This is a genomic window from Deltaproteobacteria bacterium (genome assembly GCA_005879535.1).
Taxonomy (GTDB): domain Bacteria; phylum Myxococcota; class Myxococcia; order Myxococcales; family 40CM-4-68-19; genus 40CM-4-68-19.
Genome location: VBKI01000077.1, coordinates 57,138 through 82,164, shown reverse-complemented (window position 1 = coordinate 82,164; position 25,027 = coordinate 57,138). Strand labels below are relative to the sequence as shown.

At 68.9% G+C, this 25,027-nt stretch carries 23 protein-coding genes and 1 pseudogene (1 of these 24 running past the window's edge); 20 read left to right on the top strand and 4 right to left on the bottom strand.

All coding sequences use genetic code 11. The features are described 5' to 3' along the window. Positions 1 to 64 precede the first annotated feature (64 nt). The 10 genes from sucC to rsmI all read left to right on the top strand — a co-directional run bounded on the left by sucC (position 65) and on the right by rsmI (position 7,544). Positions 65 to 1,237 (top strand): ADP-forming succinate--CoA ligase subunit beta, encoded by a 1,173-nt coding sequence (sucC, locus tag E6J58_17825; protein TMB34865.1) that lies wholly within the window; start codon positions 65 to 67, stop codon positions 1,235 to 1,237. A gap of 1 nt (position 1,238) precedes the next feature. Then, the gene (locus E6J58_17820; protein ID TMB34864.1) at positions 1,239 to 1,682 is read left to right on the top strand and encodes a hypothetical protein; all 444 of its coding nucleotides are present in this window, start codon (positions 1,239 to 1,241) and stop codon (positions 1,680 to 1,682) included. Next, the gene (gene sucD / locus E6J58_17815; GenBank protein TMB34863.1) at positions 1,679 to 2,554 is read left to right on the top strand and encodes a succinate--CoA ligase subunit alpha; all 876 of its coding nucleotides are present in this window, start codon (positions 1,679 to 1,681) and stop codon (positions 2,552 to 2,554) included. Before E6J58_17820 ends, sucD begins: the two co-directional genes overlap by 4 nt. 86 nt (positions 2,555 to 2,640) lie before the next feature. Next, the gene (locus E6J58_17810) at positions 2,641 to 2,901 is read left to right on the top strand and encodes a 30S ribosomal protein S16 (protein ID TMB34862.1); all 261 of its coding nucleotides are present in this window, start codon (positions 2,641 to 2,643) and stop codon (positions 2,899 to 2,901) included. Between the two features lie 6 nt (positions 2,902 to 2,907). Beyond that, positions 2,908 to 3,396: a 16S rRNA processing protein RimM gene (gene rimM, locus E6J58_17805; GenBank protein ID TMB34861.1), complete on the top strand. Its 489-nt coding sequence runs from the start codon at positions 2,908 to 2,910 to the stop codon at positions 3,394 to 3,396. A 2-nt stretch (positions 3,397 to 3,398) separates the two neighbouring features. Then, positions 3,399 to 4,088: a tRNA (guanosine(37)-N1)-methyltransferase TrmD gene (gene trmD / locus E6J58_17800; GenBank protein TMB34860.1), complete on the top strand. Its 690-nt coding sequence runs from the start codon at positions 3,399 to 3,401 to the stop codon at positions 4,086 to 4,088. Between the two features lie 45 nt (positions 4,089 to 4,133). After that, positions 4,134 to 4,511, top strand: coding sequence for a 50S ribosomal protein L19 (locus tag E6J58_17795; GenBank protein ID TMB34859.1), 378 nt, complete (start codon positions 4,134 to 4,136; stop codon positions 4,509 to 4,511). 54 nt (positions 4,512 to 4,565) lie between these two features. Next, a complete protein-coding gene (locus E6J58_17790) occupies positions 4,566 to 6,317 on the top strand; it encodes a hypothetical protein (protein ID TMB34858.1) in 1,752 nt (583 codons plus the stop codon). Beyond that, positions 6,314 to 6,670, top strand: a complete 357-nt coding sequence (locus E6J58_17785; GenBank protein TMB34857.1) for a YraN family protein — start codon at positions 6,314 to 6,316, stop codon at positions 6,668 to 6,670. The genes E6J58_17790 and E6J58_17785 overlap by 4 nt, the downstream gene beginning before the upstream one ends. Before the next feature lie 61 nt (positions 6,671 to 6,731). Further along, entirely contained in the window at positions 6,732 to 7,544 is an 813-nt protein-coding gene (gene rsmI, locus E6J58_17780) for a 16S rRNA (cytidine(1402)-2'-O)-methyltransferase (protein TMB34856.1), read from the top strand. An 11-nt stretch (positions 7,545 to 7,555) separates the two neighbouring features. Here the strand turns inward: rsmI and E6J58_17775 are convergent, their stop codons facing one another. Together E6J58_17775 and E6J58_17770 are read right to left on the bottom strand one after the other, a co-directional pair. Beyond that, the gene (locus E6J58_17775; GenBank protein TMB34855.1) at positions 7,556 to 8,809 is read right to left on the bottom strand and encodes a hypothetical protein; all 1,254 of its coding nucleotides are present in this window, start codon (positions 8,807 to 8,809) and stop codon (positions 7,556 to 7,558) included. Further along, positions 8,806 to 10,200, bottom strand: coding sequence for a sigma-54-dependent Fis family transcriptional regulator (locus E6J58_17770; GenBank protein TMB34854.1), 1,395 nt, complete (start codon positions 10,198 to 10,200; stop codon positions 8,806 to 8,808). Before E6J58_17770 ends, E6J58_17775 begins: the two co-directional genes overlap by 4 nt. 99 nt (positions 10,201 to 10,299) lie before the next feature. Between E6J58_17770 and E6J58_17765 the strand changes: the two genes are divergently transcribed. Together E6J58_17765 and E6J58_17760 are read left to right on the top strand one after the other, a co-directional pair. Next, positions 10,300 to 11,739 carry a hypothetical protein gene (locus E6J58_17765; GenBank protein ID TMB34853.1) on the top strand — a complete coding sequence of 480 codons (1,440 nt, stop codon included), beginning with the start codon at positions 10,300 to 10,302 and terminating at the stop codon, positions 11,737 to 11,739. Positions 11,740 to 11,910: 171 nt separating this feature from the next. Next, a complete protein-coding gene (locus E6J58_17760; GenBank protein ID TMB34852.1) occupies positions 11,911 to 12,999 on the top strand; it encodes a hypothetical protein in 1,089 nt (362 codons plus the stop codon). Positions 13,000 to 13,009: 10 nt separating this feature from the next. On the opposite strand, the gene E6J58_17755 is transcribed toward E6J58_17760, so the two are convergent. Further along, on the bottom strand, positions 13,010 to 15,550 hold the full coding sequence (locus E6J58_17755) for a histidine kinase (protein ID TMB34851.1): 2,541 nt from the start codon (positions 15,548 to 15,550) through the stop codon (positions 13,010 to 13,012). A 135-nt stretch (positions 15,551 to 15,685) separates the two neighbouring features. On the opposite strand from E6J58_17755, the gene E6J58_17750 reads away from it, so the two are divergent. Beyond that, positions 15,686 to 17,767: a hypothetical protein gene (locus E6J58_17750; GenBank protein TMB34850.1), complete on the top strand. Its 2,082-nt coding sequence runs from the start codon at positions 15,686 to 15,688 to the stop codon at positions 17,765 to 17,767. 51 nt (positions 17,768 to 17,818) lie between these two features. On the opposite strand, the gene E6J58_17745 is transcribed toward E6J58_17750, so the two are convergent. After that, positions 17,819 to 18,955, bottom strand: a complete 1,137-nt coding sequence (locus tag E6J58_17745) for a membrane dipeptidase (protein ID TMB34849.1) — start codon at positions 18,953 to 18,955, stop codon at positions 17,819 to 17,821. 68 nt (positions 18,956 to 19,023) lie between these two features. Here E6J58_17745 and selA point away from each other — a divergent pair, with 68 nt between their 5' ends. From selA to E6J58_17710, 7 genes and pseudogenes are all read left to right on the top strand, one after another. Next, entirely contained in the window at positions 19,024 to 20,454 is a 1,431-nt protein-coding gene (gene selA / locus E6J58_17740) for an L-seryl-tRNA(Sec) selenium transferase (GenBank protein TMB34875.1), read from the top strand. Then, positions 20,455 to 21,063 carry an HNH endonuclease gene (locus tag E6J58_17735; GenBank protein ID TMB34848.1) on the top strand — a complete coding sequence of 203 codons (609 nt, stop codon included), beginning with the start codon at positions 20,455 to 20,457 and terminating at the stop codon, positions 21,061 to 21,063. Positions 21,064 to 21,079: 16 nt separating this feature from the next. Next, complete coding sequence (locus E6J58_17730; GenBank protein ID TMB34847.1) at positions 21,080 to 21,349, top strand: hypothetical protein; 270 nt, start codon at positions 21,080 to 21,082, stop codon at positions 21,347 to 21,349. A 65-nt stretch (positions 21,350 to 21,414) separates the two neighbouring features. Further along, on the top strand, positions 21,415 to 22,368 hold the full coding sequence (locus E6J58_17725; protein ID TMB34874.1) for an RluA family pseudouridine synthase: 954 nt from the start codon (positions 21,415 to 21,417) through the stop codon (positions 22,366 to 22,368). Beyond that, positions 22,365 to 23,381 carry a methyltransferase type 12 gene (locus E6J58_17720; GenBank protein ID TMB34846.1) on the top strand — a complete coding sequence of 339 codons (1,017 nt, stop codon included), beginning with the start codon at positions 22,365 to 22,367 and terminating at the stop codon, positions 23,379 to 23,381. Before E6J58_17725 ends, E6J58_17720 begins: the two co-directional genes overlap by 4 nt. Before the next feature lie 391 nt (positions 23,382 to 23,772). Further along, a complete protein-coding gene (locus tag E6J58_17715; GenBank protein TMB34873.1) occupies positions 23,773 to 24,354 on the top strand; it encodes a (2Fe-2S)-binding protein in 582 nt (193 codons plus the stop codon). A gap of 1 nt (position 24,355) precedes the next feature. Continuing rightward, positions 24,356 to 25,027 (top strand): annotated as a pseudogene (locus tag E6J58_17710) (xanthine dehydrogenase family protein subunit M); it runs 255 nt beyond the window's last position.

The window sequence follows — 25,027 nt, the reverse complement described above, 5'->3', positions numbered from 1 at the left end:
ACGATGTTCGAGCGCCTACCCGCGCTTGCGCACCCTGGCGGTGCGGTGTACTGAGGCGCCCGCCATGAAGATCCACGAGTACCAGGCCAAGGAGATCCTGCGCGGATACGGCGTCGCGGTCCCGCGCGGCAAGCTGGTCCAGTCGCAGGACGAAGCCGTCGCCGCCGCGCGCGAGCTGATGGGCGAGAAGGGCGTCGTCGTGGTCAAAGCGCAGATTCACGCGGGCGGCCGCGGCAAGGGCGGCGGAGTGAAGCTGGCGCGGAGCCCGGAAGAGGCGGGCGAGGTCTTCAAGAAGATGATGGGCATGCAGCTCGTCACCCACCAGACCGGCCCGCAGGGCCAGAAGGTGCGGAAGATCTACGTCGAGGAAGGATGCGACATCGCCCGCGAGCTCTATCTCGGCGTCACCCTCGACCGCGCCATCGGCCGCAACGTGGTGATGGCGTCCAGCGAGGGTGGGGTGGAGATCGAGGAGGTCGCCGCGAAGCACCCGGAGAAGATCCTGCGCGCGGCGATCGATCCGGTCATCGGCCTCGCTGGATACCAGGCGCGCGATCTGGCGTTCGGGCTCGGCCTCTCCGGCAACGCGGTGAACAGCTTCGTCCGCTTCGCCACCGGAACGTACAAGGCGTACGAGGCGAGCGATGCCAGCATCGTGGAGATCAATCCGCTGGTGGTCACGAAGCAAGGCGACGTGATTGCGCTCGACGCCAAGATCAACCTCGACGACAACGCGCTCTACCGCCACAAGGAGCTGGCCGCGCTCCGCGATCCCGACGAAGAGGATCCGCGTGAGGCGCAGGCCAAGGAGCACGACCTCAGCTACGTGGGCCTGGAGGGAAACATCGGTTGCATGGTGAACGGCGCCGGCCTGGCGATGAGCACCATGGACATGATCAAGCTCGCCGGCGGAGAGCCTGCGAACTTCCTCGACGTGGGAGGCGGCGCCGACGAGGCCAAGGTGACCGCGGCGTTCAAGCTCCTCCTCGCCGATCCCCAGGTCAAGGCAGTGCTGGTGAACATCTTCGGCGGGATCATGAAGTGCGACGTGATCGCCGCCGGCATCATCGCGGCGGCGAAGCAGGTGCACCTCGAGGTACCGCTGGTGGTCCGGCTGGAAGGAACCAACGTCGAGCAGGGGAAGGCGCTGCTCGCGTCCAGCGGACTGGCGATCACGCCCGCCGACGATCTGGGCGATGCCGCCCGCAAGGCGGTCGCGGCCGCCAACAGGGCGTGAGGTGGGGTTCGTCTCGGCCATCTTCCGCAACATCCTCGGGAAGCCGGGCGCGGCGGACTTCCGCGACAGCGCCGAGCATTTCGTCTCGGTGCTCCGCGAGCACGGGATCGCGCTCACCTTCGCGCGCGACGAGCTGCGCTACGTCGACGATCTGGCGGATCGGCTGGCGAAGCACAACGAGTACCGCGACGCATTGGGCTGCTGGCTCGGGGAGGTCCTGGTGCGAAATTTCGCCGGCGAGTGGGTCCCTGGACACGCCCTCGGCCCCGCGGTGCGCGTGATCACTCCGGACAAGGGCGCGCGCCATCTCTTTCCCGTCGGATGGGTATACCGGCGCGCGGACGGAGGCGACGCCGAGAGCATCGCCGCAAGGCTCCACCGCGAGCTCGGCTATCCCGACCCGCAGCGCCTCGGAAGATTCACGGATTCCGGAGAACGAGCATGAGCATCCTCGTCAACAAGGACACCCGCGTGGTCTGCCAGGGCATCACCGGCAGCGCGGGTTCGTTCCACTCCAGGCAGATGCTCGCTTACGGCACGCAGCTGGTGGCCGGCGTCACTCCGGGAAAGGGCGGGCAGAGGTTCGAGGACAAGGTGCCGGTGTTCGACACGCTCGCCCGGGCCGTCGAGCAGACGGGAGCGAACGCCAGCGTGATCTTCGTGCCGCCGCCGTTCGCGGCCGACTCCATCCTCGAGGCCGTCGACGCGGGCCTTCCGCTGGTGGTCTGCATCACCGAAGGCATTCCCATCGACGACATGGTCAAGGTGAAGCGCGCCATGGAGGGCTCGGCGACGCGGCTGATCGGGCCCAACTGCCCCGGGGTGATCACGCCCGGCGAGTGCAAGATCGGGATCATGCCCGGTCACATCCACCGCAAGGGCCGCATCGGGATCGTCTCCCGCTCCGGCACCCTGACGTATGAGGCGGTGCACCAGGTGACGCAGCTGGGAATGGGGCAGAGCACGGCCGTCGGGATCGGCGGCGATCCGGTGCACGGGCTCAATTTCGTCGACTGCATGAAGCTGTTCGCGCAGGACCCCGAGACGGATGCGGTGATCCTCATCGGCGAGATCGGGGGCGGCGAGGAAGAGGACGCGGCCGCGTGGATCAAGTCCAATTACAAGAAGCCGGTAGTCGGCTTCATTGCCGGGGCGACGGCCCCACCCGGGAAGCGGATGGGTCACGCGGGCGCCATCATCTCGGGCGGGAAGGGGACGGCGCAGGACAAGTTCCGCGCCCTGCGCGAGGCCGGCGTGCACCTCGCCGAGGGGCCGCACGAGCTCGGCAGCACGCTGAAGTCCGTCCTGAAGAGGTAGCCGCCCGACTGCCTGCCGTGTCGATAGGCTTGACGGCGACGGGCCGCTCCATGTAAAGAAGCCCGCTTTTTCAAGGAGCTGCGCCGATGGCCGTCAAGCTGCGCCTCGCCCGCCGGGGTGCCAAGAAATCGCCGTTCTATCACGTAGTTGCGACAGACTCGCGGAATCCGCGCGACGGGCGCTTCAACGAGGAGATCGGCACCTATGATCCGAACCACAAGCCGGCACGCATCCACCTCAAGCAGGATCGGCTCGAGCACTGGCTGAAGATGGGCGCCCGGCCGAGCGCCACCGTCGCGCAGATCATCAAGCAGGCGAAGAAGTCGGCTGCGCCAGCCGGCCGGTAGGCCAAAGTGCCGGAGCTCCTCGCGGTGGGGCGGGTCGCGAGGGCCCACGGCGTCCGCGGGCGTCTCTTGATCGCGCCCTACAACGCGGATTCGGAGGCCTTGCGCCGCGTCCGCCGGCTCTGGGTGGGGGAGCAGGAGTTCGAAGTGGATCGCGCGGAGCGCGTCAACCTGGGTTACCTGGTCGCGCTTCGGGGGGTCGCCGATCGGGATCAGGCGGACGCGCTGCGGGGAAGCGAAGTGCGGGTCGACCGGGCGGACTTGCCAGCGCTGGAAGAGGGCGAGATGTACGCGGTGGATCTGATCGGCTACGAGGTGTCGGACCCGCAGGGTACCGTCCATGGCGTGGTCGAGGATGTGGAGGAAGCCGGAACCCAGGATCTGCTCCGGCTGGCCGGCGGAACGCTGGTTCCGCTCGGCCTGGTAAAGGAAGTGCTTCCGGAGTCGCGGCGAATCGTCGTGGAGGCGCCGGAGGGCTTGTTCGATCTGGAGGAGTAGCGGTGCTGTCCGTCGAAGTGCTCACGCTGTTCCCGCGCATGATCGCGGCGCCGCTCGAGGAGAGCATCCTCGCCAAGGCGCGCGGGAAGGGTCTGCTCGGCGTGCAGGTCACCGACATCCGCGAGTTCGCCGAGGGCCGGCATCGCGTCACCGACGACGTTCCCTACGGGGGCGGCGCGGGAATGGTGATGAAGCCCGAGCCGCTGGTCGCGGCCATCGAGGCGGCGCGCGCGCGGCAGCCTTCGGCGCGCGTGGTGCTCCTTTCGCCGCAAGGAGCACGCTTCGATCAACGCAAGGCGCGCGATCTGGCGGCCCTGGCTTCGTTGATCCTCGTCTGCGGGCGCTACGAAGGGGTCGACGAGCGCGTCTTGCGCTGGGTGGACGAGGAGATGTCGCTGGGAGATTTCATTCTCAACGGCGGCGAGGTGGCGGCGCTGGCGGTGATCGAGGCGATCGCGCGGCTCGTTCCGGGTGTGCTGGGAAACGAGCTTTCCGCACACGCGGACAGTTTTTCCGGCGAAGGGCTCCTCGAGGGGCCGCAATACACGCGCCCGCCGGAGTTCCGCGGGCTGCGGGTGCCCGATGTGCTGCTCTCCGGCGATCATGGCAAGATCGCAGAGTGGCGGCGCGAGCAAGCGGTGGCGCGCACACGCGAGCGCCGCCCCGACCTGCTCACCCGGCAAAAGGCTTGACGGCAAATTGTTTTTGGGCGAGCGGTAGTCAGAGAGGGTACGAAGATGCGTTCGAAGGCGATCGAGCTGGTGGAGCAGCGCAACGTCACGCCGGAAGTCCGCGGCCAGGTGCCCGAATTCCGCGTCGGCGACACCCTGCGCGTGCATACGAAGATCAGCGAAGGCGACAAGGAGCGAATCCAGATTTTCGAGGGAGTCGTCATCCGCCGCAAGCGCGGGCACGTGAACACCACGTTCACGGTGCGGAAGATGAGCTACGGCGTGGGCGTGGAGCGCATCTTCCCGCTCTATTCGCCGCGGATCGACAAGATCGAGGTGGTCACCAGCGGCAAGGTGAAGCGCGCCCGCCTCTTCTACCTGCGCGAGCTGCAGGGCAAGGCCGCGCGCCTGAAGAGCGCCGAAGAAGGCGGAGCTCCACAGTGAAGGTAACCGCAAGGCAATTCTAGCAGGCGATGTTTCTTCGCGGAGGGGGCGAGGGTGCAGCTCACGGAGCTGCTGTTCCAGAAGGTCAAGGACCTGCCGGCAGATGGGCAGCTCTCGCTCAAATCGGGGTACGTGGCGGTGGTCTCCAAGGCGTCTTCTCTACGCACCGCTCTCACTGCGTCGGTGTGCCCGGCGCCCGACGATCCCAAGCGGCTCACCGACGGCGCCGGCCCCACGCGCGTCGGCGTCGGGCTGCTCTCGGGCGACGGAAGACCGTATCGGCTCCTGCGCGAGCTGGGCGGAAGCCGGCAGCTCCTGCGTTTCGATCCCGCGACGAAGAGGTTCGAGGAGATCACTGAGGATCAGCTCGAGATCGACTCGTTCCTGCGCGTCGAGTGCGGCATGCCGCAGAGCGACGCGTATACCGGGTTCTTCGTCCTCGAGATCAACGAGCTCCCGTCGCTGCGCGGAAAGGCGGCCGCCGCCGCGAACGACGCGTACGTCGACCAGCCGCGCGTCCGCGCCTTGAAGGAAGAGCTGGAGATGACCAGGAAGTTCGAGGCGGCGCAGGATCGCCTCTTCAAGGTCGCCCAGCGCCTGCACGACCTCAAGGTCCAGCAACAGAAGCTCAAGGACGCGGAGGCGGATCTGGCGGCGGTGCAGGACGAGCTGAAGCGTTCCCCCTGGCCGCCGGAGGAGATCAAGGAGCTGACCACCAAGGCCTCGCGCGCGAAGGAGGATCTGAAGAAGCGCGACGATGGTCTCGCCGACGTCGTGAGGCGGCGGCAGAAGGCGGCCCAGACCGTCCCGCCGCTGCCGGAGCCCGTCTTCTCGAACGCCTGGTTCTACGGCGGTCTCCTCCTCGGCATCGCCGTCGATGCTCTCGCGTACTTCTTCAAGCGCCCGCCGGTCGCGGTCTTCGGCCTGGTCCCGCTGCTGGCTCCGCTGATCGTCGTGCTTCGCTGGATCGAGGGTGACGAGGCCGACAAGCAGGCCGCCACCTACGTGCAGGAGCTGAAGGAGCGCGAGGTGAGGATCAAGAAGGACTACGAGGCGGAGCAGGCGCCGCTCAAGGCTGCTTTGCGCGCGGCGAAGGTGGACTCGCCCGTCGATCTGTTGGCGCTGTTCAAGGACCGCGAGGTCGTCGTCGAGCGGCGGGAGACTGCGCTGGAGAGACTGCAGAAGTTGAAGCTCGAGCCCGAGGTGACGCGCCTCTCGGTCGAGATCCCGCTCCTCGAGTCGGAGAAGACGAAGCTCGAGGACCAAGTGCACCAGATGGGATTCTCCCGGCCCATCGCCGAGATCGAGGCGGATCTCAAGCACGCCCTGGGAATCTCGGCGTCGAAAAACGGCGTGGCGGTTCCGGAGGTGGAGCTGCCGAGGCACGTCATCTCCCGCGCGGCGGAGCTGCTCAATCTCGGCGTCGACGAGCTGTGGTCGCAGATGTCGGCCCGCCTCACCGCTTATCTCCACGCGCTGACCGACAAGCGCGTGGTCTCCGGAAAGCCCGATGACAAGGGGATGCTCGTCCTCGGCGCGCCCGACGGTCGCACGGGTTCGTTCATGTCGCTGCCGCCTCCGTTGCGGGACCTGGTGTACGCTGCCCTGCGGCTCACGCTGCTCGAGCGCGTGGCTGGGTACAAGCGCCTGCCGGTGGTCGTCGACGACGCCTTCGGAATTCTCGAGGCTCCCAAACGAGCGCTGATCGGCAAGATGCTCAAGGGCATCGGGACGCAGACGCAAGTCATCCACCGCGTCGCCGATGCGCCGGCACCCGGCACCGCCGATCTGGTCCTGCAGGCATGACGAAAGCGCGTTTTGGAGCGCTGGGGGAAGAGGCAGCGGCGGGGCTGCTGCGCGCCGGCGGTTACCGGATCGTCGCGCGCAACCACCGTTGCCGGCTCGGCGAGGTGGACATCATCGCCGAGAGGGGCGAGCTGCTGGTGTTCGTCGAGGTGCGCACCCGGGCGACGTCGCTCTTCGGCAGCCCGGAGGAGACCGTCGATCCGCGCAAACAGCGACGGGTGATCGCTGCCGCCCGCGATTATCTCGCGCACCGTGGCGGCCGCGGGAAGGCCGCGCGCTTCGACGTCATCGCGGTGGTGGACGGCCCGCAGGGGCCGGCGTTGACCCACTTCGAGAACGCATTCGATGTTTAGGCGCTGCCGCACCGAAAGGTGCGGCTTTGCGCCTGCGTCTTAGGCTGTACAAGTCTCTCCCATGTCTCTCTACGTGGTGGCGACGCCGATCGGAAACCTGCGCGATCTGACCGAGCGCGCCCGGGAGGTGCTGCGCGAGTGCGACGGCGTCATCGCCGAGGACACGCGCCATTCCGGCAACCTCCTCAAGCATCTGGGCATCCACAAGCCGCTTCACTCCTTGCCGGCATTCGACGAGGCGGCGCGGGTGGAACCGCTCGTCCGCAGGCTCGCCAGCGGCGAGTCGCTGGCCCTCGTCACCGATGCCGGCACGCCGGCGGTCAGCGATCCCGGCTCGGTCCTGGTCCGCCGCGCGGCGGAGGAGGGCGTCCAGGTGGTGCCGGTCCCGGGGCCGAACGCCGCCGTCGCGGCGGTGAGCATCAGTGGGTTTCCCGAGGGGCGGTTTCACTTCGCGGGCTTCCTGCCGCGCAAGGCGACGCAGCGGTCGCAGATGCTGCTGGAGCTGCGTCCGCTGCGCTCACAGCTGGTCTTCTACGAGGCGCCGCAGCGCCTGGCGGATACGCTCGCGGATCTGCGCGCGGAGCTCGGCGACCGTCGGGCCCTGGTCGCGCGGGAGCTGACGAAGATGCACGAGGAGCTCGCGCGCGGGACACTCTCGGAACTGGAGCGGCGCTTCTCCGCCGATGTCCGCGGCGAAGTGGTCATCGTCGTCCGCGGCGCCCCGGAGGCGGAGTCCGAGGACCCGGCGGTCCTGGAATCGGAGATCCGCTCCCGCCTGGCGCGCGGCGAGCGTCCAAAGGAAATCGCCGACGCTCTCTCGACGACCCATTCCAAGCGAGACGTCTATCAGCTGGCCCTGAAATTGAAAAAGTAGCGGCTCCAGACTTAAAAATTGAGGGACAGGGTGCCGGAGATGCCCCAGAACAACGACGGTTCGGCGCGGAGGCGGCGGCCGGGCTGGTCGACGCGGAAGTCGTAGTTCGGGTTCTGATCGGGCGCGGGAGCGCCGGTCCCCTGCGAGATGGTGATGTTCCCGTCGCCGTCCTTGTCCTCGCCGATGTCCTCGTTGGTGAGGAAGTGCGCCGAGTCCCTGCCCACGAGCCCAACGACGCGGAGCTGCAACCAGCGGGCGATCCGCCCGTACACGGCGAGCTGCCCGGTGGTGGTGACGTACTCGTCCGCGTGGGTCAGCTTTCCCAGCAGATCGGTGACCTGCGTGTAGCCGCCCGAAGGGCCGTGCCAGCGCACTCCCGCGCGCAGGTCGACGGAGAACCGGCGGTCCGCCGCGCGATCCTCGAAGGCGATCAGCTCGCTGCCGGCGGTGATCGCCCCCTCGTACGGTGGCTGGTATCCGGTCTCCCCCTTCCAGGAACCGGCGCAGTTCGCTGCCGCCACGTCGGCGAGCAGCTCCGGATGGCGGCAGTTGTCGTACGCCTTGCCGGACGCGAACGGAGCGGTTCCTTCCAGCTTCAGATACGGCTCCAGGATTCCGAATCGTTTGGAGAATGCCGTCCAGGCGGTGAGCACGTGGGCCTGGCGCTCTTCGGGGCGCGAGGTGCCGACCAGGGCGCGCGAGGGGTCGTCCACCTTGCCCCCGAGCGGCACCGTGTAGTCGACGCCCAGCGTCCATGTCGCGACGGCCGCCTCCTGCGGAAAGAATCCGGGTTGCGGTCGCGCCTCGCGCTCCTCGCTCACCGGGCTCCAGGCAATTCCGATCGAGGGATCGAAGAACCCGGAGCGCCGGCTCTTTCCGGGCACGACGCCGATCGGCTGCGTCGTCGTGCAGCTTCCCGGCGCGCCGCATCCGGATACCGAGATCGTGTTCGCGGCCAGCGTGCTCCCCGGAAGGGCCGACCAGTCCTGGGCGTCCCAGAGGGCGTACGGCGCGACGACGTGCACTTCCAGGTCGTGCCAGACGCCGACCTTGAGGCGCAGCTCCAGCGCGTCGAGCTTGCGCGTGTGCTGCAGCTCGTCACCGAGCTGGATCCCGCCCGCCGTCGGGCGCTCCCGGGCGATGGTCGTGTCCGACCGCAGGTGCAGGAAGGTCGCCTCGACGTCGATCTCCAGGGGGTGCTTCTCGTCTGCGGCGTCGGCAACGTTCGTGATCTGCGCGGCGATCAGCAATGCAAGCAGGCTCAATCTTCTCCCCGGAGCCCGAACTCCTTCATCTTCATCTGCAGGCTCTTGCGGGAGATCTTGAGCAGCTTTGCCGTCCTCGTCACGTTTCCGTTCGTCACTTCCAGGCCCCGGACGATCAGGTCGCGCTCCACGGCCTGGACCTGCTCCTTGACGATCACCTTGAGGGGTCCGGGTGTGGTGGGGTGACCGGGCCCGGCAGCGGCGGCGAGCTCTTCCGGCGAGATTGGCCTCGCCCGCAGCGACGGCGGCAGGTCGGCGGCGCGGATCACGGGGCGCTCGGCGAACAGGATCGTCCGCTCGAGCACGTTCTCCAGCTCGCGGATGTTGCCCGGCCACGAGTATCCGGCGAGGGCGGCCAGCGCGTCGTCCTCGATCCGCTCGACGTTCTTCTTCAGGCGAGCGTTGTACTTCTGCCGGAAATGCTCCACCAGCAGCGGAATGTCGTCCCGCCGCTCGCGCAGCGGCGGCAGGTGGATGGGGACGACGTTCAACCGATAGTAGAGGTCCTCGCGGAACCTTCCCGCCGCGATCTCCCGAGTCAGGTCCCGCGAGGTGGCTGCGATCAGGCGCACCACGACGCGCGTCGTCTTCACTCCTCCCACCCGCTCGAACTCGCTCTCCTGGATGGCGCGGAGCAGCTTGACCTGCATCTCGATGGGGATCTCGCCGATCTCGTCGAGGAAGAGGGTGCCGCCGTCGGCGAGCTCGAAGCGGCCGGGTTTGCTCTGGATCGCGCCGGTGAAGGCGCCCTTCTCGAAACCGAACAGCTCGGCCTCGACCAGCTCGCGGGGAATGGCGGCGCAGTTGATCTTGATGAACGGGCCGTCGCGGCGGTCGGACTTCTCGTGCAACGCGGTAGCGACCAGCTCTTTTCCGGTGCCGCTCTCGCCCTGGATCAGGACCGTGGAGGGCGCATCGGCGACCTTGAAGATGATCTGCTGCAGCTCGAGCATCCGCTGTCCCTTGCCGATGATCTCGGTAAAGCGGCGCCCCGGCTCGTCGGGGATGACGTTGCGGGCGTTGAGATCGGACTGGCGGGCGGCCTTGGCAATGATCGCCTTCAGCTCCGCGTGCTCGAAGGGCTTGGTGATGAAGTCGAACGCGCCGGCCTTCATCGCCTCTACCGCGCTGTCCACCCGGCCGTGGGCCGTCACCACGATCACGGGTACGTCGGGGTGGGAGACGACCACCTTGCGGAGCAGCGAGAGGCCGTCCATCTTCGGCATCACCAGATCGGTGACCACGACGTCGGCGCCGTCGCGGTCGAGCGCCGCCAGCGCCTCCTCGCCGTCGGATGCGACCTCCACCTCATATCCCTCACGCTGGAGCGTGGCCGCGAGGATCTTCCGGAGGCTCTGTTCATCGTCGACGACGAGCACGCGGTCTGCCATCTTCGCTGGGGGCTATCACGGCCCCTCGAAGCCTGGCAAACAAATCGAAATGCACGCGCTGCAAGGCAGCTGGTTAGAACTGGGAGGATTGGAGGACCGGTGACGAGACTCGCGACCCTTCTGCTGGCCGCCGGCGCGTCGCTGGCCGCCTGCTCCAGCAGCCCGAACTGTGAAACCTGTGCATCCCTGGGAAACGCCTGCGTTCCGCCGGGCGCCTGCACTCCTTCGTCGTGCGAGCGATCGATCGTGACCAGCGCATTGCCGGCGGCGCAGGTCCAGTCTCTCGGGGTCCACAAGGTGGGCACGGAGCTTACCTTCGCCGTTCCATCCGGTGCCGGCAGCGTCACCATCGTGCAGCAGGCGAAGATCGCCGGCCTCACCGTCGTCTACAAGAACCAGGTCATCGACAACTCGGCGGTGCCGCTGACGGTCACGTTCCCCGACGGGAGGATCGCCTATGACGACAACGTGGATGCCGGCAACCCTTCGCCGGACGGCGGCGAGGATTCTTCGGGGAGCTATGCGCACTACGGCGGTGTAACTCCGAACACCGCCGCGTTCACCATCCCGAACACGGCTGCGTCGCTGGACGGCGGCGTTCCCGCCGGCACCTGGAAATTCGTAGTGAATGACTATGCATACGAGTGCACGCTCGTGTCCGGCTGCAACGACGGCGGCACGGCAGCGAGCGAGTATGACGTCTCGGTGATCACCCGGACGCTGCCGGCCGGGAGCGTCCTGGACGTCGCCTTCTACATCGTCGCCGACGTCAACACGCGGTCCGGGGCGCCGCTCCGGGCAGCGAATGCGCCCAACGATCCCAACGTCAAACGGATGGTGCAGACGGTGCAGAGCATCATGGCGGACGCCGGAATCGCGATGAACGCGCAGTTCTATGACGTCAGCGATGCTGCCCGTACGCGCTTCGGGACCAACCTGAACGTGACTTCCACCGGGCCTTGCGAAGAGATGAACCAGATGTTCACGCTGTCGTCCGCGAATCACGGGAATCTCATGAATCTCTTTCTGGTGCAGGGCCTGAGGGAGACGGACTCCTCCGGCTCCGGCGGGATGGTCGTGGGCGTCGACGGGACCATTCCCGGCCCGGCCTCGTTCAACGGCACCGTCCAGAGCGGCGCGGTGGTCTCGATCGCAGATCTCTTCTCGGGTCTGGCCAGCTGCCCGACCGGCGCATACGACATCGGCGCCTGCGGTCCCGACGAGGTGGCGTTCATCTCCGCGCACGAGACCGGCCATTTCCTCGGGTTGTTCCACACCACCGAAAGGGAGGGCGCGGACTTCGATCCGCTGACCGACACGCCCAAATGCCCCTGCACGTCGTGCGCGGCGCCGGGGTCGAGGTGCGGCACCTATGGCACGACCGCTCCGACGCTCCTGGCCGATCGGTGCGCCTCCGCCCCGACCTGCGGTGGCGGAGACAACCTCATGTTTTGGTTCCTCGAGCCCGGAGTGTCCGCCGGAACTCTCACGTCGCAGCAATCGCAAGTGATGCGCCTGAACCCGCTTATGCACCAGTGAGGAGGACGCCGTGATCGCCTTTCTGCTCGCAGCGCTGATCGCCGCGCCCCGGGCGCCTCGGACCAACCCCGCTCCGGAGCAACCGGCGCAGGAGCAGCTCAGCGATGCCGAGGTGCGCGAGCGCGTCGAAGCGTATCTCGGGTCGATCGATCGGCCCGCCGGCGCGGCGCGCTGGAAGGCGCTCGGGCCACAGGCGGCGCCCATCCTCGAAGCGGTGATCGCCGACGAGGCACAATTCCCGTCTCGCCGGGCGAAGGCCGTCGACGGGCTCGTTGCCGCCGCGCCCGATCGCGCCGCCGCTCTGGTGGGAAAGCTCGCGCGCGACGAGCGGCAGCCCACCGTGGTCCGCATTGCGGCCATGCATGGCGCGGGGCAAGTCCTTTCCTCGGCGAAAGCGGTCGGCGAGCTGCGTCCCGTGTTGCGGACGGCCAAGAACCGGGGAATACGGGCGCAGGCCGCCGAGGTGCTCGCGCGCAAGCAGGGCGGCTGCGCCGAGGTGCGCGGCCAGGTAGAGCGCGAGCAGGCCGAGAATCGCGACGCATTCGCGCGCGCGCTGAAGCATTGCCAGTGATTCCGGACGCGCTTGCCGGGCGCATCCGCGACGCAGGATGCGAAGCCCCGGGCGTGGCCGTGTTCGACGCCGACGGGACCCTTTGGCGCGAGGACGTCGGCGAGGCCTTCCTGCGCCATCTCGTCTCGCTCGGTTGGGTGAAGCTCTCCGACGGAAGCGACCCTTACGAGGCGTACGAGCGCGCCGTCGACCGCGACCGTGCCGCCGGTTACGCCTACGCCGCCCAGCTCCACGCGGGCCTGGAGGTGGACAAGGTGGCCGCCGAAGCGCGGCGCTTCGCCGCGTCATGGGTGCCGCCCCGGCGGATCGCGGCGACGGCCCGCCTCCGGGAGCTTTGCGAGTCCGCGGGCTTGCGGACCGCCGTGGTATCGGCCAGCGCGATTCCCATCGTCATTGCCGCTGCTCCTCTCGCCGGGTTCGCGCCGGACCGGTGTCACGGGATCGAGGTCGCTGTCCGCGCCGGACGGTTCACGGCCGACGTGGTGCAGCCGATCCCCTACGCCGGGGGCAAGCTCGAGGCGATCCGGAAAGAAGGCGCCATCGTCCTCGCCTGCGGCGACTCGTTCAACGGCGACCTGGCGATGCTGCAAGCGGCCCGGATCGCGGTCGCCGTGGCGCCCCGGTCCGGTTCTCCCTTGGCCGACGAAGCGCGACGGCGAGGGTGGCCCGTGCTCGAGCAGGACTCCTAGAGCGCTTTGGTCAGGCGGGGACCTTCTTCGGCGAGGCGACGACCGACTCGACGGAGAGCGGTATCTGCACCATCCCCAGGCGCCCCGCGGTATCCAGCGCGCTCGCGGACGGGAAACGGAGGATGAACTCGGTGCCCTCGCCGACGCGGCTCTGGACCTCGATGGTGCCGCCGTGCCCTTTCACGATCCGCTGGGAGATCGCCAGCCCCAGACCCGTGCCCTTGGTCTTGGTCGTGTAGAAGGGGATGAAGATGCGATCGAGCGCGTCGTCGGGGATCCCGGCGCCCGTGTCGGCGAATCGAACCTCGAGCTGATCCGCGGAGTATCGCGGGGTGTGCTCCGAGAGGCCCAGCTCGATGGGGGCGTGCGGACGGCGGGTGCGCACGGTGAGGCGACCGCCGTCGGGCATCGCCTGCACCGCGTTCAACGCCAGGTTGATGAACACCTGCTTGAGCTGCTCGGCGTCGGCGTGGATCGCCGGCAGGCCCGGCGTGAGATCCAGCTCGAGCACGACGTTTGCCGGCATGCTGCTCTCGATCAGCTTCATCGTCTTCCAGAGCACGTCGTTGAGATCGGTGCTCTGGAACTTGCCGGAGGCGGCGTTGGGGAACGGCCGCGAGTAGTCGAGGAACTGGGCGACGACGCCGTCGAGGCGGTTCACTTCCTCGACGATGATCTGGAGGATCTCCCCGTCGCCGCTCTGGAACTGCGCGGGGTCGAGGTATTGGGCGGCGCCCTTGATGGCGCCGAGCGGGTTGCGAATCTCGTGGGCGAGACCCGCGGCCATCTCGCCCAGCGCCGCCAGGCGGTCCCGCTCCTTCATCTTCTCGTACAGGCGGCTGTTCTCGATGGTGATCGCCGCCTGGTCGCCGACCTCCAGCATCGTCGCCAGCTCGTCCGAGGCGAAGGCCTCCGGCACGCGGTCGTCGAGGACGCAGAGGAATCCCACCACCCGCTGCGAGGCGACCAGCGGAATGGTCACGCCGGCGCGCATCGCGGCCATGGCTGCGCCGATCTCCGAGAGCCGCGCCCGCTCCTCGGAGAGAGCGGTCAGCTCCGTCTCGGACTCGGGCAACAGCTGCCGCACTTCCGCGAGGCGCCGCTCGACGAGCTCGACGAGCTGCGCCTTCTGCCCGCCCTGCGCGCTCTGGACCAAGGCGCGCACCGTGGCGGCGTCGATGTACGGGGTGGGCGCGGGGCCGCGATAGTCGAGCCGCCGGAAGCCGAGGCCGTCGTCGGCGAGCAGGTAGATGGACGCATGCGTCACCCGCCGCGTCTCGTAGAAGCCGTCGAGCACCACCTGCGCCAGCTCGCGAACGTCGATGATGCCCGCCATCCGCTGCCGCAGCGCCGCGAGCGCCTGCACGAAGTGGAACCGTTCGGCGAAGAAGATGGAGAGGACTTTCTCTTCCACCTTGGTCTTCAGCGGCTCGAAGAGGATGAGGATGACGAACGACGCCACCATCGTGTTGAAGAGGAACAGGCCGGTGGTGCCGGTCCACCGCACCAGCACGCCGTAGATCAAGGTCAGCACCACGCCGACGCTGGCGAGGACCACGATCTTTCCCAAGAGCTCGTTGAGATCGAGCAGGCGGTGCCGCTGGATGGTCTGGGAGAGGAAGTACAGGTAGATCGTCATTGCCACGTTCGCGAACGGCGGCGGCGGCCATCCGGCGAGGCGGATGAGGAGCTCGCCGAACGTCAGTCCGACGCAGAGGGCGGCGCCGACCCAGAGATAGAAGAGGCGCGCCCGCTCGGTGCGCGACGCGGCCCGGCGCATCCGGGCATACAGGAGGCTCACGGCCGCCGTGAGCTGGACGAAGACCGCTCCCGACGCCGTGACCCGCGCCGGCGGCATCAGGGCCAGCGGCGAGACCGCGACCGCCACCGTGGCCAGCGCCGTCGCGGTGGCGAAGCGGCGGAGACCCACGACGCGTCCGGCGGATTCCCCTTGAAATTCAACGATAAAGGCGAGCACCGCGACAGGGATGAACCCCGCGGCTGCGAGGGTCATCCGCAGCGGCCACGACTGCGCCAGGCCGAAGATACCGTGGAGGAAGTCGCCGATCTGGTACGCGAGCAACGCGAAATTGAGCAGCGCGAAGGCGGTCCACAGGCGCGTCCTGCCCTGGCGCAGGAGCATGGCCAGAGCGAGCGCCAAACAGACGATGGCGGCAAGCAGCGCGCTCTGGGTGCGGGCATCCATCGCGACGGAGGGTAACACGCCAGGCGGCCGGGGAAGTTCCCGGAATGACGGACGTCCGGACGGCGGTTTGCCGACTGGACGCGAGTGCCCCTCAATGCCACATTGCAGCGAGTAGCCGAGCCCAAAATGATTGCCCGCCTGTCCAGACTTGCAGCAGTCTCCGCGCTCTGCCTTGCCTGGGTGCCGGCGCCTGGCGATCCGCCCGCCCAGGAGCCCGACGCCGAGGCGGTGGAGCGCGGGCCGGCAATCACGGAGGCGGACCTCGCGCCGTATTTCACGTCGCCGGAGCGCACGGCGGCTGCGAGCGAGCTGCAGGCCGGCCGGGCCAGGAATGCGCTGCGCCATCTTCCGCGCAAGCCGACGGATTCCCCAACGAAGTGGCTGAAGGCCCTCGCCCTGAGGGCCGCGGAACGGCCCAAGGCTGCGCGCGCGTTGTTCGAGCAGCTGGCAGCGCAGGGAGGACCGCTCTCGGACCGCGCCATGCACCTCGCGGCACTCTGCGCCATCGACGAAGGCAAAACGTCCGCTGCTGAACGGTTGCTCGGCCAGGTCTCGCTCCGCTACGTCGACGCCGACGAGGTGCTGCTCGAGCGGGCGCGGCGGACAATCGACCTGCGCGTCGCCGGCCCACGGACGGCAGCGCGCGTGGAAGAGATCCTGCAGCCCATCTTCGCGGGGATGCTGCGCGCCGACGTCGCCGCCGCGCACCTGATCGCTGGCGACGCGCAATTCGCCGCCGGGGCCAAGGAGAAAGCGCGCACGCATTGGCGCGCTGCCTGGGTCGAGCACCCGTTGTCGACCGGCGCCGATTCCGCGCGCGAGAGGGAGCGGCAGCTCGGTCCCGGGCGGTCGATCGCGCCGTTGCTCCTGGTTCGCCGGGCGGAGATGCTGCTCGATGCGCACCGCAATCGCGAAGCGCTCGATCAGCTCGGCCGGATTCCGGTGGCCTCTCTCTGCCACGGAGGTTGCCCGGGAGACCGGAGCGCAGGCGGCTTCCTCAAGGCGGCGCTCAGCGCGCTCGGCGCGTTCCCCGAGCAGCACCAGCCGACCCCGGACGACGTCGCGAAGACCCCTGCCGAGCCCGCCGACGCGCTGGCCTGCCGGGTGCGACTCGACCAGGGTCGGGCGCTGCGAAAGGAGCGCGAGTACAGCCGGGCGCGCGTCGCGCTCGCGCAGGTGGTGCTTCGCTGCGCGGAGACCGACGTGCGCTCCCGCGCCCTGTACGTGCTGGCGCAGCTCGAGACCATCAACGGCAAGGAGACCGCCGGCCCGCTCTGGGAGGCCCTGGCGCGCAAGTACCCGCAGTCCACCCTCGCCGACGACGCCGTCTACAACCAGGCCGTCGCCGCCCGCCGCGCCGGCGACGTCGAGAAGGAGCGCGCGCTGCTGCGCGACCTCGTCGATCACTTCCTCGGCAGCGATTTGCGGAACGACGCGCTGTTCCGGCTCTTCTGGTCGCACTGGAGCGAGGGAAGACCGCGCGACGGACTGATCTGGCTCGATCAGCTCGCCGCCAGCCCGGAGTCCGACGGCTACGAGGAGGAGCGGGCCCGCTATTGGCGCGCGCGTTCGCTGCTCGAGCCCCAGTACGGGGAGACGGAGCTGGCCCGCAGCGCGGCGCGGGAAGCGGCGCGCACCGATCTCGCCTGGCTCGTGGAAGGACGCCCGCTGACGTATTACGGGCTGCTCGCGCGCGGACGCCTCACCGAGCTCGATCCGGCAACCGCACATGCTATCGAGCAGGCCCAGGATCGGCTGCTGCAGACGCCGGCCCCGCAGTCGCTGCACGCCGGCGCGCTCGGCCGCGATCCCCACCTCCACGCCGCCATCGAGCTGCTCCGGCTGGGCCTGAAGGCGGAAGCGGCCCGGGAGATCTCCGCGGTGGATCGTTCGCCGGCGCGCTCCGGCAGCGACGCGGGGCACGAGCCGCTCACGCTGATCGCGGAGCTGTATTCCCGGGCGGGAGATCTGCGCGCCGCGCACGCCATAGTCCGCACCGAGCTGCGCGGGCTTTTGCGTCGACCGGCTTCGTCGCTGGCGCTGCGCGCCGCCGCTCTCGCATATCCGCTGGCCTTCCGCGAGCAGATCGCGCGCGTCTCGGAGGGCGCAGCGGTCCCGCCCGATCTCCTCCAGGCGCTCATGCGAGAGGAGAGCGCGCTCGATCCGCACGCTCTCTCGCCGACCGGGGCGCTGGGCCTCACACAGGTGATGCCCTCCACGGCGCGGATGCTCGCGCGCAAGCTCAAGCTGCAGGGATACCAGACGGTGAAGCTTCTCGACCCCGACCTCAACATCCGCATCGGCGGCGCGTACCTCGGCGAGCTGTACGCCCGCTTCCAGCATCCGGCGCTCGCGCTCGCTTCCTACAACGCCGGTCCCGGCGCGGTCTCCGCATGGCTCAAGGTGCGGGGATCGTTGCCGCTCGACGCCTTCGTCGAGGAGATCCCGCTCGACGAGACGCGCGGATACGTGAAGCGGTGCCTGCGCAGCTTCGCCGCGTACCAGTTCCTCTACTCGAACGGCCGGATGCCGGCGCTGGGCCAGACGCTGGCCGCGCGCTAGCTGTTGCCGCACCGGAGGTGCGGCTTTGGGGCTAGGCTTTGGACCTGTACTCTACCGACCCTCGCTGGCGGCGAGCACGCGCAACAGGTTCTCGCCCAGCAGCTTGCGGAGGTTCCGCGGCGACCATCCGCGGGCGCGGAGCGCCGCCGTCAACGCCGGCAGCTTCGAGGCATCCTCGAGCCCCACGGGCATCATCGGGGCGTCGTCGAAATCGCTGCCAAGGCAGACGTGATCGTTGCCGGCGATCTGCGCCATGTGCTCGATGTGATCGACCAGCGTGCTCAGCGGCACCTCCGGCAGGTTCTCGCGCCGGTAGAGCGCGACCTTCTCGCTGAACCGCATCCCTTTCGTCTTTTGCAGCAGTCCCTGCGATGCCCTGCGGAACCGGTCGTCGAGGAAGGTGCGGGAGAAGTCCACGCACACGGCCCCGCCGTTGCGCGCGACGGCCTGCAGCATCTCGTCGCTCGCGTTGCGCGGGTGATTGGAGAGTGCGCGGGCCGCGGAATGGCTGAGCAGGACGGGCCTGTGGCTTTCGCGCATGACGTCCCAGAAGAGGGGATCGCTCGCATGTGAGAGATCGGCGACGACGCCGAGCCGCTCCATCTCCGCGAGCACGCGCTTGCCGAACGGCGTCAGTCCCGTCTTCGCGTCTTCCGCGGTCGAGCCTCCGATGGTGCTCGACGAGGACCAGGCAAGGGTCAGATATCGCACGCCCCGATCGGCGAACGCCTTGAGATGCGCGAGCTGCTCCTCCTCGGTTCCCGGCAGCAGCAGGTGGCCGCCTTCGACGCCGATGAGCATCGAGGTGACTCCTTTGTCGGCATTGTCGCGGACCTCGTCGGCATTTCGCGCCACCTGCAGCGCGCCGCCGCTCCGCCTGGCGACCTGCTGCAGCAGGTCGATCTCGCGCATCGCCGTGGGAAAGAACCGCGTCAGATCGACGGATTCCGGATGGACGCGGACGGAGAAGAACTCGGCGTCGACGCCTCCCTCCTGGAGGCGGGGAAGATCGACGTGGTGCACGTCGTGGCGAGCGAGCAGATCGTAACCCTCGTCGGACATCGCTTCCGCGATGTCGCAGTGCGCATCGACCACCACCGCGTCCAGGTGGAGCTGCCGGTCCTCCGGCGTGATCTGGAGCGCGGAGGCACAACCTGCGCAGAGCAGAGCGAGAGCGGCTCGTGGCATGGCAGTGCACTTTGCAGGATTTGGCAGCGAAGGGAACCAGTTCTAATCTCTGCAATGTGAACGAGCGGTTGCGCAGCCTGCCCTCGGTCGACGAGGTCCTCGCGCGGCCCGCCGTGCGAGCCCTGGCGGAACGCGTGGGCCGCGCTGCGGCCAAGGCGGCCGTCCGCGCCGCGATCGCCGAGTCCCGGGAAAAGCTCCAGCACGGCGTCGATCTCGACGGCGAGACCGTACCCGACGCCCGGGTGCTCGAGCTTTCCGCGTCCCAGGGGGCGCCGCGCCTGCGCCGGGTGATCAACGCTACCGGGGTGGTGCTGCACACGAATCTTGGGCGGGCGCCGCTGCATCCGGATGCGATCCGGAGCGTGGCGGAAGTCGCCGGCGGATACTCGAATCTGGAGGTCGACCTGGCCAGCGGCCGTCGCGGCCAGCGAAGCGCGCATCTCGAGCCACTGCTCTGCGAGCTGTTCGGCGCGGAAGCGGCGCACGTCGTGAACAACTGCGCCGGCGCCACGATGCTGGCGCTGGCGGCGCTGGGCAAGGGCGGAGCGGCGATCGTCAGCCGCGGCGAGCTCGTGGAGATCGGAGGCGGCTTCCGGGTTCCCGAGATCCTCGCACAGTCGGGATGCCGGCTGATCGAGGTGGGCACCACGAATCGGACGCGCGTCGGCGACTACGCGGCAGCGCTCACCGCGAATCCAGGGGCGATGATCCTTCGCGTCCACCGATCGAACTTCGCCCTGCTCGGCTTCACCGAGATGCCGACCCTTTCCGAGCTGGCCGCGATCGCGCGCGTGCACAAGGTCCACCTGCTGCACGATCTCGGCAGCGGCGCGCTCGACCCCGCTCTCGGCGAGCTCACCGCCGCGCAGAGCCTGAAGGAGGGCGCGGACCTCGTGCTGGTCTCCGGCGACAAGCTGCTCGGTGGCCCGCAGGCCGGAATCGTGCTCGGACGCCGCGAGCTCGTGGAGGGCTGCCGCAAGCATCCCCTCAGCCGCGCCTTGCGCGCCGACCGGATGCTGCTCGCTGCGCTGGAAGCGACTCTTCGGCTGTATCGGAACGGTCGCGCCGGCGAGCTGCCCGCGCTGCGCGATCTTCAGGCGTCCCCGGCCGATCTACGGCAGCGGGCGACGCGTCTCGCGCTGCTGCTGCAGGAGAAGGGGATCGCCTGCTCGGTCGTCGAGTGCGAGGGCAAGGTCGGCGGGGGGTCGCTGCCTTTGCGGAAGCTGGAAAGCGCAGGCGTCGCGGTCGACGCCGACGACCCGGTGGTTCTTCTGGCCGCATTGCGCGAAGGCGATCCTCCGGTCGTGGCGGTGGTGCGCGAGGGGCGTGTGGTGCTCGACGTCCGATGTGTGCAGGATGTCGCGGAACTGGCTGAAGCGGTGGCAAAAGCGAGCGGGCGTGCAACCACGGGGAAAGGCGATACAGTAGAAGGAGTCAGCGATAGTGGCGCTGCCGGTCGCCTTTTGCGAGAACAGGGCGACGACGACATGGAGGTGTAATTGCTTTCGACGAGCGTCCTGGTTCTGAACCGCCTCTACCAGCCGGTGCATGTCACTTCTGTGCGCCGGGCTCTGATTCTTCTCTACCGCGGTGCGGCAAAGGCCGTGGACGAGCAATACCAGACGTTCGATTTCGAAAGCTGGGCGGAGCTGGCGGCAGCGGTGTACGAGGACTCGATCGGCACCACGCGCAAGCGCATCCGCATTCCCCGGGTGATCCTTCTACAGGCGTACGACCACCTGCCGCGCGCCCGCGTCCGTTTCAGCCGGTTGAACATCTACGCCCGCGATCGGAACACTTGCCAATACTGCGGCCGCAAGCCGCCGCGCGCCGAGTTGAACCTCGATCACGTGATCCCGCGCAGCCGCGGCGGCGTGACGAGTTGGGAGAACGTGGTCTGTTCGTGCGTCCCGTGTAATCTGAGGAAGGGCGGCCGCACACCCGACGAGGCGCACATGAGGCTGCTGCGCCATCCGCTCCGCCCGCGCTGGACGCCATTCTTCCGCGGTCCGCCGCGGACGGGGGCGTTCTACCAGCAATGGCTGCCGTTCCTCTCGCTGACCGACATGGCGTACTGGAACACGGAACTTCAGGAAAGCGACAACTGATTATAGATTCCCCTCCATGGCCGCCTTGATCGATACGCCCGAGGCCGCAAACCGCCTGGCCCGCGCCATCGCCTCGGACCTCTCGCTGTACAACGAGGCGAAGATCAAGGAAGGCATCGAGAACGACACCTTCTTCTCCGTGTTGCAGGAGGAGATCGCCGAAGGGCGCGCCCACTACGAGAGCCGGGTCGATCCCAGGCTTCTCGGGAGCACCAATTTCTTCGATCGGGCGCTGGTCGACGTGATCCTCGCCCGCAAGGGACACATCAAGTCGAAGATCTGGTGAGCCCTCGGGGACGCCCTTCGCGCAGGCAGCGCGAGCGCGAGCAGCAAAGAAGACCCGCGCGGCCGATCGCAGAAGAGCGCGGGTTCGAGGCCCCCGCCGGCGGCGAGCGGCTGGACAAGCTCGCGGCGTCGCGGTTTCCCGATCTCTCCCGCTCACGGGTGCAACAGCTCATCGTTGCCGGTCTCGTCGATGTGAATGGCGCGCCGGCGGCAGCGTCGGATCGGCCGCGCGCCGGAGCGCAGATCCGCCTCCGCCTGCCCGAGGTCGCGGCGCCGCGGCTCGATCCGGTGCGGCTCGACCTTCCGGTGCTGTACGAGGATCCGTATCTGCTGGTGATCGACAAGCCCGCTGGTCTCGCCGTCCACCCCGGGGCCGGCGGCGAGGGTGCCACCATCGTGCATGGGCTCCTGCACCAGGTGAAGGATCTACGCGGCGTCGGAGGAGAGCTCCGTCCAGGAATCGTGCATCGCCTCGACAAGGACACCTCCGGGTGCATGGTAGTCGCGAAGGCCGAGCCGGCGCTCCGCGCCCTGCAGGCGGCGTTCAAGGCTCGCGACGTGGAGAAGCGCTACCGGGCGCTGGTACATGGGTCGCCGCCCGATCGCGGCGAGCTGGATACGCCCTACGGGCGCCACCCGGTGGATCGCAAGCGCTTCTCGTCGCGCGTCCGGGACGGGAAACGCGCGGTCACCCGCTTTGCGGTGCTGGCGCGGAGCGAAGGAGCCGCCTTCCTCGACGTCGAGCTCCTCACCGGCCGCACCCACCAGATCCGGGCGCACTTTGCCGACCGCGGATGGCCGCTCTTCTGCGATACGCTGTACGGCGGAACGCGCCGGGAAGGGCCGTCGGCGCCGCCGGCGATTCGGCGGGCGGCCGCTGCGCTCGGCCGGCAGGGGCTGCATGCCGCGCGACTGGCGTTTGCGCACCCGGTGACCGGAGGGCGCGTCGTCTGCGAAGCGCCGCTTCCGGCGGATCTGCGGGCAGCGCTGCGCGAGCTGGGATTAGACTCGGCGCCGTGATCCTCGACGGCCATGCTCCGGCGCTGCTCGCTCGCGCTCGGGCGCTGTTGCGGCTGCCAGGCGGCCCGTCCGCGGAGCTGTCCGCTGCCGAGGTCCGCCCCGCGGCGCGCGCCGTGCTCGAGCTCCACGAAGGCCTGGTCGGAGATCGCGCGCTGGCCAGGCCGGCAACGTATGCGGGCCGGCATCTCGGCGCCTATCTGCTCTGGTGGTGGCCGCAGACGTACGTGAAGGTGCAGGCGACGCTGACGATGGTTGCGTTGCCGCCGGCGCCGCGCATCCTCGACGTCGGGTCGGGACCGGGCCCCGCCGCGCTGGCCGCGCTGGATCTGTTGGGCGGCGAGGCGACATGCTTCGATTCGGCTGAAGAGGCGCTCGCGGAGGCGCGCGCGCTGGGCGTCGTGCGGACGACCCGCGTGCTGCCGGACGAAGATTTCGACCTGACGCTCGTCGCCAACGTTCTTTCCGAAGTACCGGACCCCCTGGCGCTGGTGCGGCGCTTGCGCGGGATCGTCGCCGTCGTCGAGCCCGCGCTCCGCGAGACCGGCCGCGCGCTCCTCTCCCTGCGGGATCTGCTGCTGCGCGAAGGCTGGTTTGCCTTGGCGCCATGCTTCACGCAGGGGCCCTGTCCTGCGCTCGTTTCGGCAAAGGACTGGTGCACTGCGGAGGCACGGTGGGACCCTCCGCCGTTCTTCCGCCAGCTCGCGGACGCGACCGGGCTGCGCGCCGACGAAGTGTTGTCGTTCGTGCCGCTGGTCCTCGGTCGCCACGCGCCGGATGCGCCGCCCGACGTCTGGCGCGTCGTCGGCGTAGCGCCGCCGGAAAAGGGGAAGAAGCGGGTGTGGATCTGCGGAGCGGAGGGAAGGGTGCCGCTGGTTCGCCTCGATCGCGATCGCCGCCCGCACAACGAGACGTTCGAAGGCCTTCGCCGCGGCGACCGCGTGCGGCTGCAAGGAACTGAACGTCGCGGCGATGGCCTGCGCCTCCATCCGGACAGCAGACTGGACAGCGCCTGAACGTCCACGACGCGCGGCGGATGTGCCGGCGCCCGTCAAGTGCTGGCGTAGCAGCATGGACTTGCCGAAGAGACCTTGTCTGCTGGCGTTCTGCCGCGAGCGGCCGCAGTTCGACGAAGCCTTCCGAACCGAGTTGCGCGGCCTCGGTGCGCCGCTGTTCGCGTTCGCACCCGGTCACGGGACCCTGTTCGGAGCGGACGACGAGCCGCGCGACGTCGGACCCCGGCCGGAGATGTGGCGCATTCACGGAGCGGGCCGCGCCGCGTTGACCGTCGTGCTCCTCGACGAGAGACACCGCGTGAGGCTGCGCCGCGATGCGCCGGAGGCGGAGGCGACGCTGCTCGCTGCCATCCGCGAGGCGCGGCTCGCCGTCCGGGCGGCGCCGCGTGGAATGGGAAGACGCGAGCTCCTCGTGAACAGCCTCGCCGTGGCGCTGGGCGCGGCGGTGCTGCAGGCCTGCGCGTCGTCGCGGCCGGCGCCGGACCTGAAAGCCGGTCCCGCGATAGCCGATCTGGTCGACGTGAAGCTGGTCGTGAACGGCGACCAGCGCAGCCTGCGGGTCGAGCCGCGCGTCGTGCTTCTCGATGCGTTGCGCGAGAACCTCGGGCTCACCGGAGCGAAGAAGGGATGCGACATGGGGCAATGCGGGGCCTGCACCGTGATCATCGACGGGCAGCGCGTGAACTCCTGCCTCAAGCTCGTGGCGCAGCTCGAGGGCGCCCACGTCACCACCATCGAGGGCCTGGCGCGCGGCCGTGAGCTGCACCCGATGCAGCAGGCTTTCTTGCAGCAGGACGCCTTGCAATGCGGGTACTGCACGCCGGGTCAGATCCTCTCGGCCGTCGCGTTGCTCCGGGAAGGAAAGCCGCAGGACGACGACGAGATCCGCGAGCGCATGTGCGGAAACCTCTGCCGCTGCGGCGCATACCCGAACATCGTCGCCGCCATCCGCGACGTGGCGGGGAGGGCCTGACATGCGCCTCTTCACCTTCCAGCGGGCCAGCAGCATCGACGATGCCGTCGCATCGGGTTCCGGGGCGGCTTTTCTCGCCGAGGTGCTCAATCCGGAGCGCGTCGTCGATGTCGCGCGGCTCGACCTCGGGAAGATCGAGGTCCGCGATCGAGCTCTCGAGATCGGTGCTCTCGCCTCCAATGCTGCCGTCGCGGAGCACCGGGACGTGAGCCGTGCGGCGCCAGGCCTGTCCGAGGCGCTTCTTTCGGGCGCTTCTCCACAGCTTCGAAACGCGGCGACCGTCGGCGGCAACCTGCTCCAGCGGACGCGTTGCGCGTACTATCGGGACCTCGGAACGCGCTGCAACAAGCGTGAGCCCGGGTCCGGTTGCGACGCGATGGACGGCTGGACCCGGATGCATGCCGTCCTCGGCGTCAGCGACAAGTGCATCGCGGCGCACCCTTCGGACATGTGCGTGGCGCTGTACGCACTCGACGCCGTGGTCCGCGTCCGCGGTCCGGGGGGCGAACGCGAGATCCCCATCGGCGATCTGCACCTGTTGCCCGGCGACCATCCCGACCAGGAGTTCTCGCTGCGGGTCGGAGAGCTGATCACCGGTGTTCGCATCCCGATGGATGCGCTCGCGGCGCGCTCGCGGTACGTGAAAGTGCGCGACCGCCAGGCATACGCGTTC

Bases quoted from the DNA above. Each gene is read 5' to 3' on its own strand.
- sucC (TMB34865.1), top strand. From the start codon at position 65: ATGAAGATCCACGAGTACCAGGCCAAGGAGATCCTGCGCGGATACGGC.
- sucD (TMB34863.1), top strand. From the start codon at position 1,679: ATGAGCATCCTCGTCAACAAGGACACCCGCGTGGTCTGCCAGGGCATC.
- E6J58_17810 (TMB34862.1), top strand. From the start codon at position 2,641: ATGGCCGTCAAGCTGCGCCTCGCCCGCCGGGGTGCCAAGAAATCGCCG.
- E6J58_17795 (TMB34859.1), top strand. From the start codon at position 4,134: ATGCGTTCGAAGGCGATCGAGCTGGTGGAGCAGCGCAACGTCACGCCG.
- E6J58_17785 (TMB34857.1), top strand. From the start codon at position 6,314: ATGACGAAAGCGCGTTTTGGAGCGCTGGGGGAAGAGGCAGCGGCGGGG.
- rsmI (TMB34856.1), top strand. From the start codon at position 6,732: ATGTCTCTCTACGTGGTGGCGACGCCGATCGGAAACCTGCGCGATCTG.
- E6J58_17770 (TMB34854.1), bottom strand. From the start codon at position 10,200: ATGGCAGACCGCGTGCTCGTCGTCGACGATGAACAGAGCCTCCGGAAG.
- E6J58_17755 (TMB34851.1), bottom strand. From the start codon at position 15,550: ATGGCGCAGCGCATTCCTGGCCCGGCCGGCCTGCAGCTCGCTCGCAGC.
- E6J58_17750 (TMB34850.1), top strand. From the start codon at position 15,686: ATGCACCTCGCGGCACTCTGCGCCATCGACGAAGGCAAAACGTCCGCT.
- E6J58_17745 (TMB34849.1), bottom strand. From the start codon at position 18,955: ATGCCACGAGCCGCTCTCGCTCTGCTCTGCGCAGGTTGTGCCTCCGCG.
- E6J58_17730 (TMB34847.1), top strand. From the start codon at position 21,080: ATGGCCGCCTTGATCGATACGCCCGAGGCCGCAAACCGCCTGGCCCGC.
- E6J58_17715 (TMB34873.1), top strand. From the start codon at position 23,773: ATGGGAAGACGCGAGCTCCTCGTGAACAGCCTCGCCGTGGCGCTGGGC.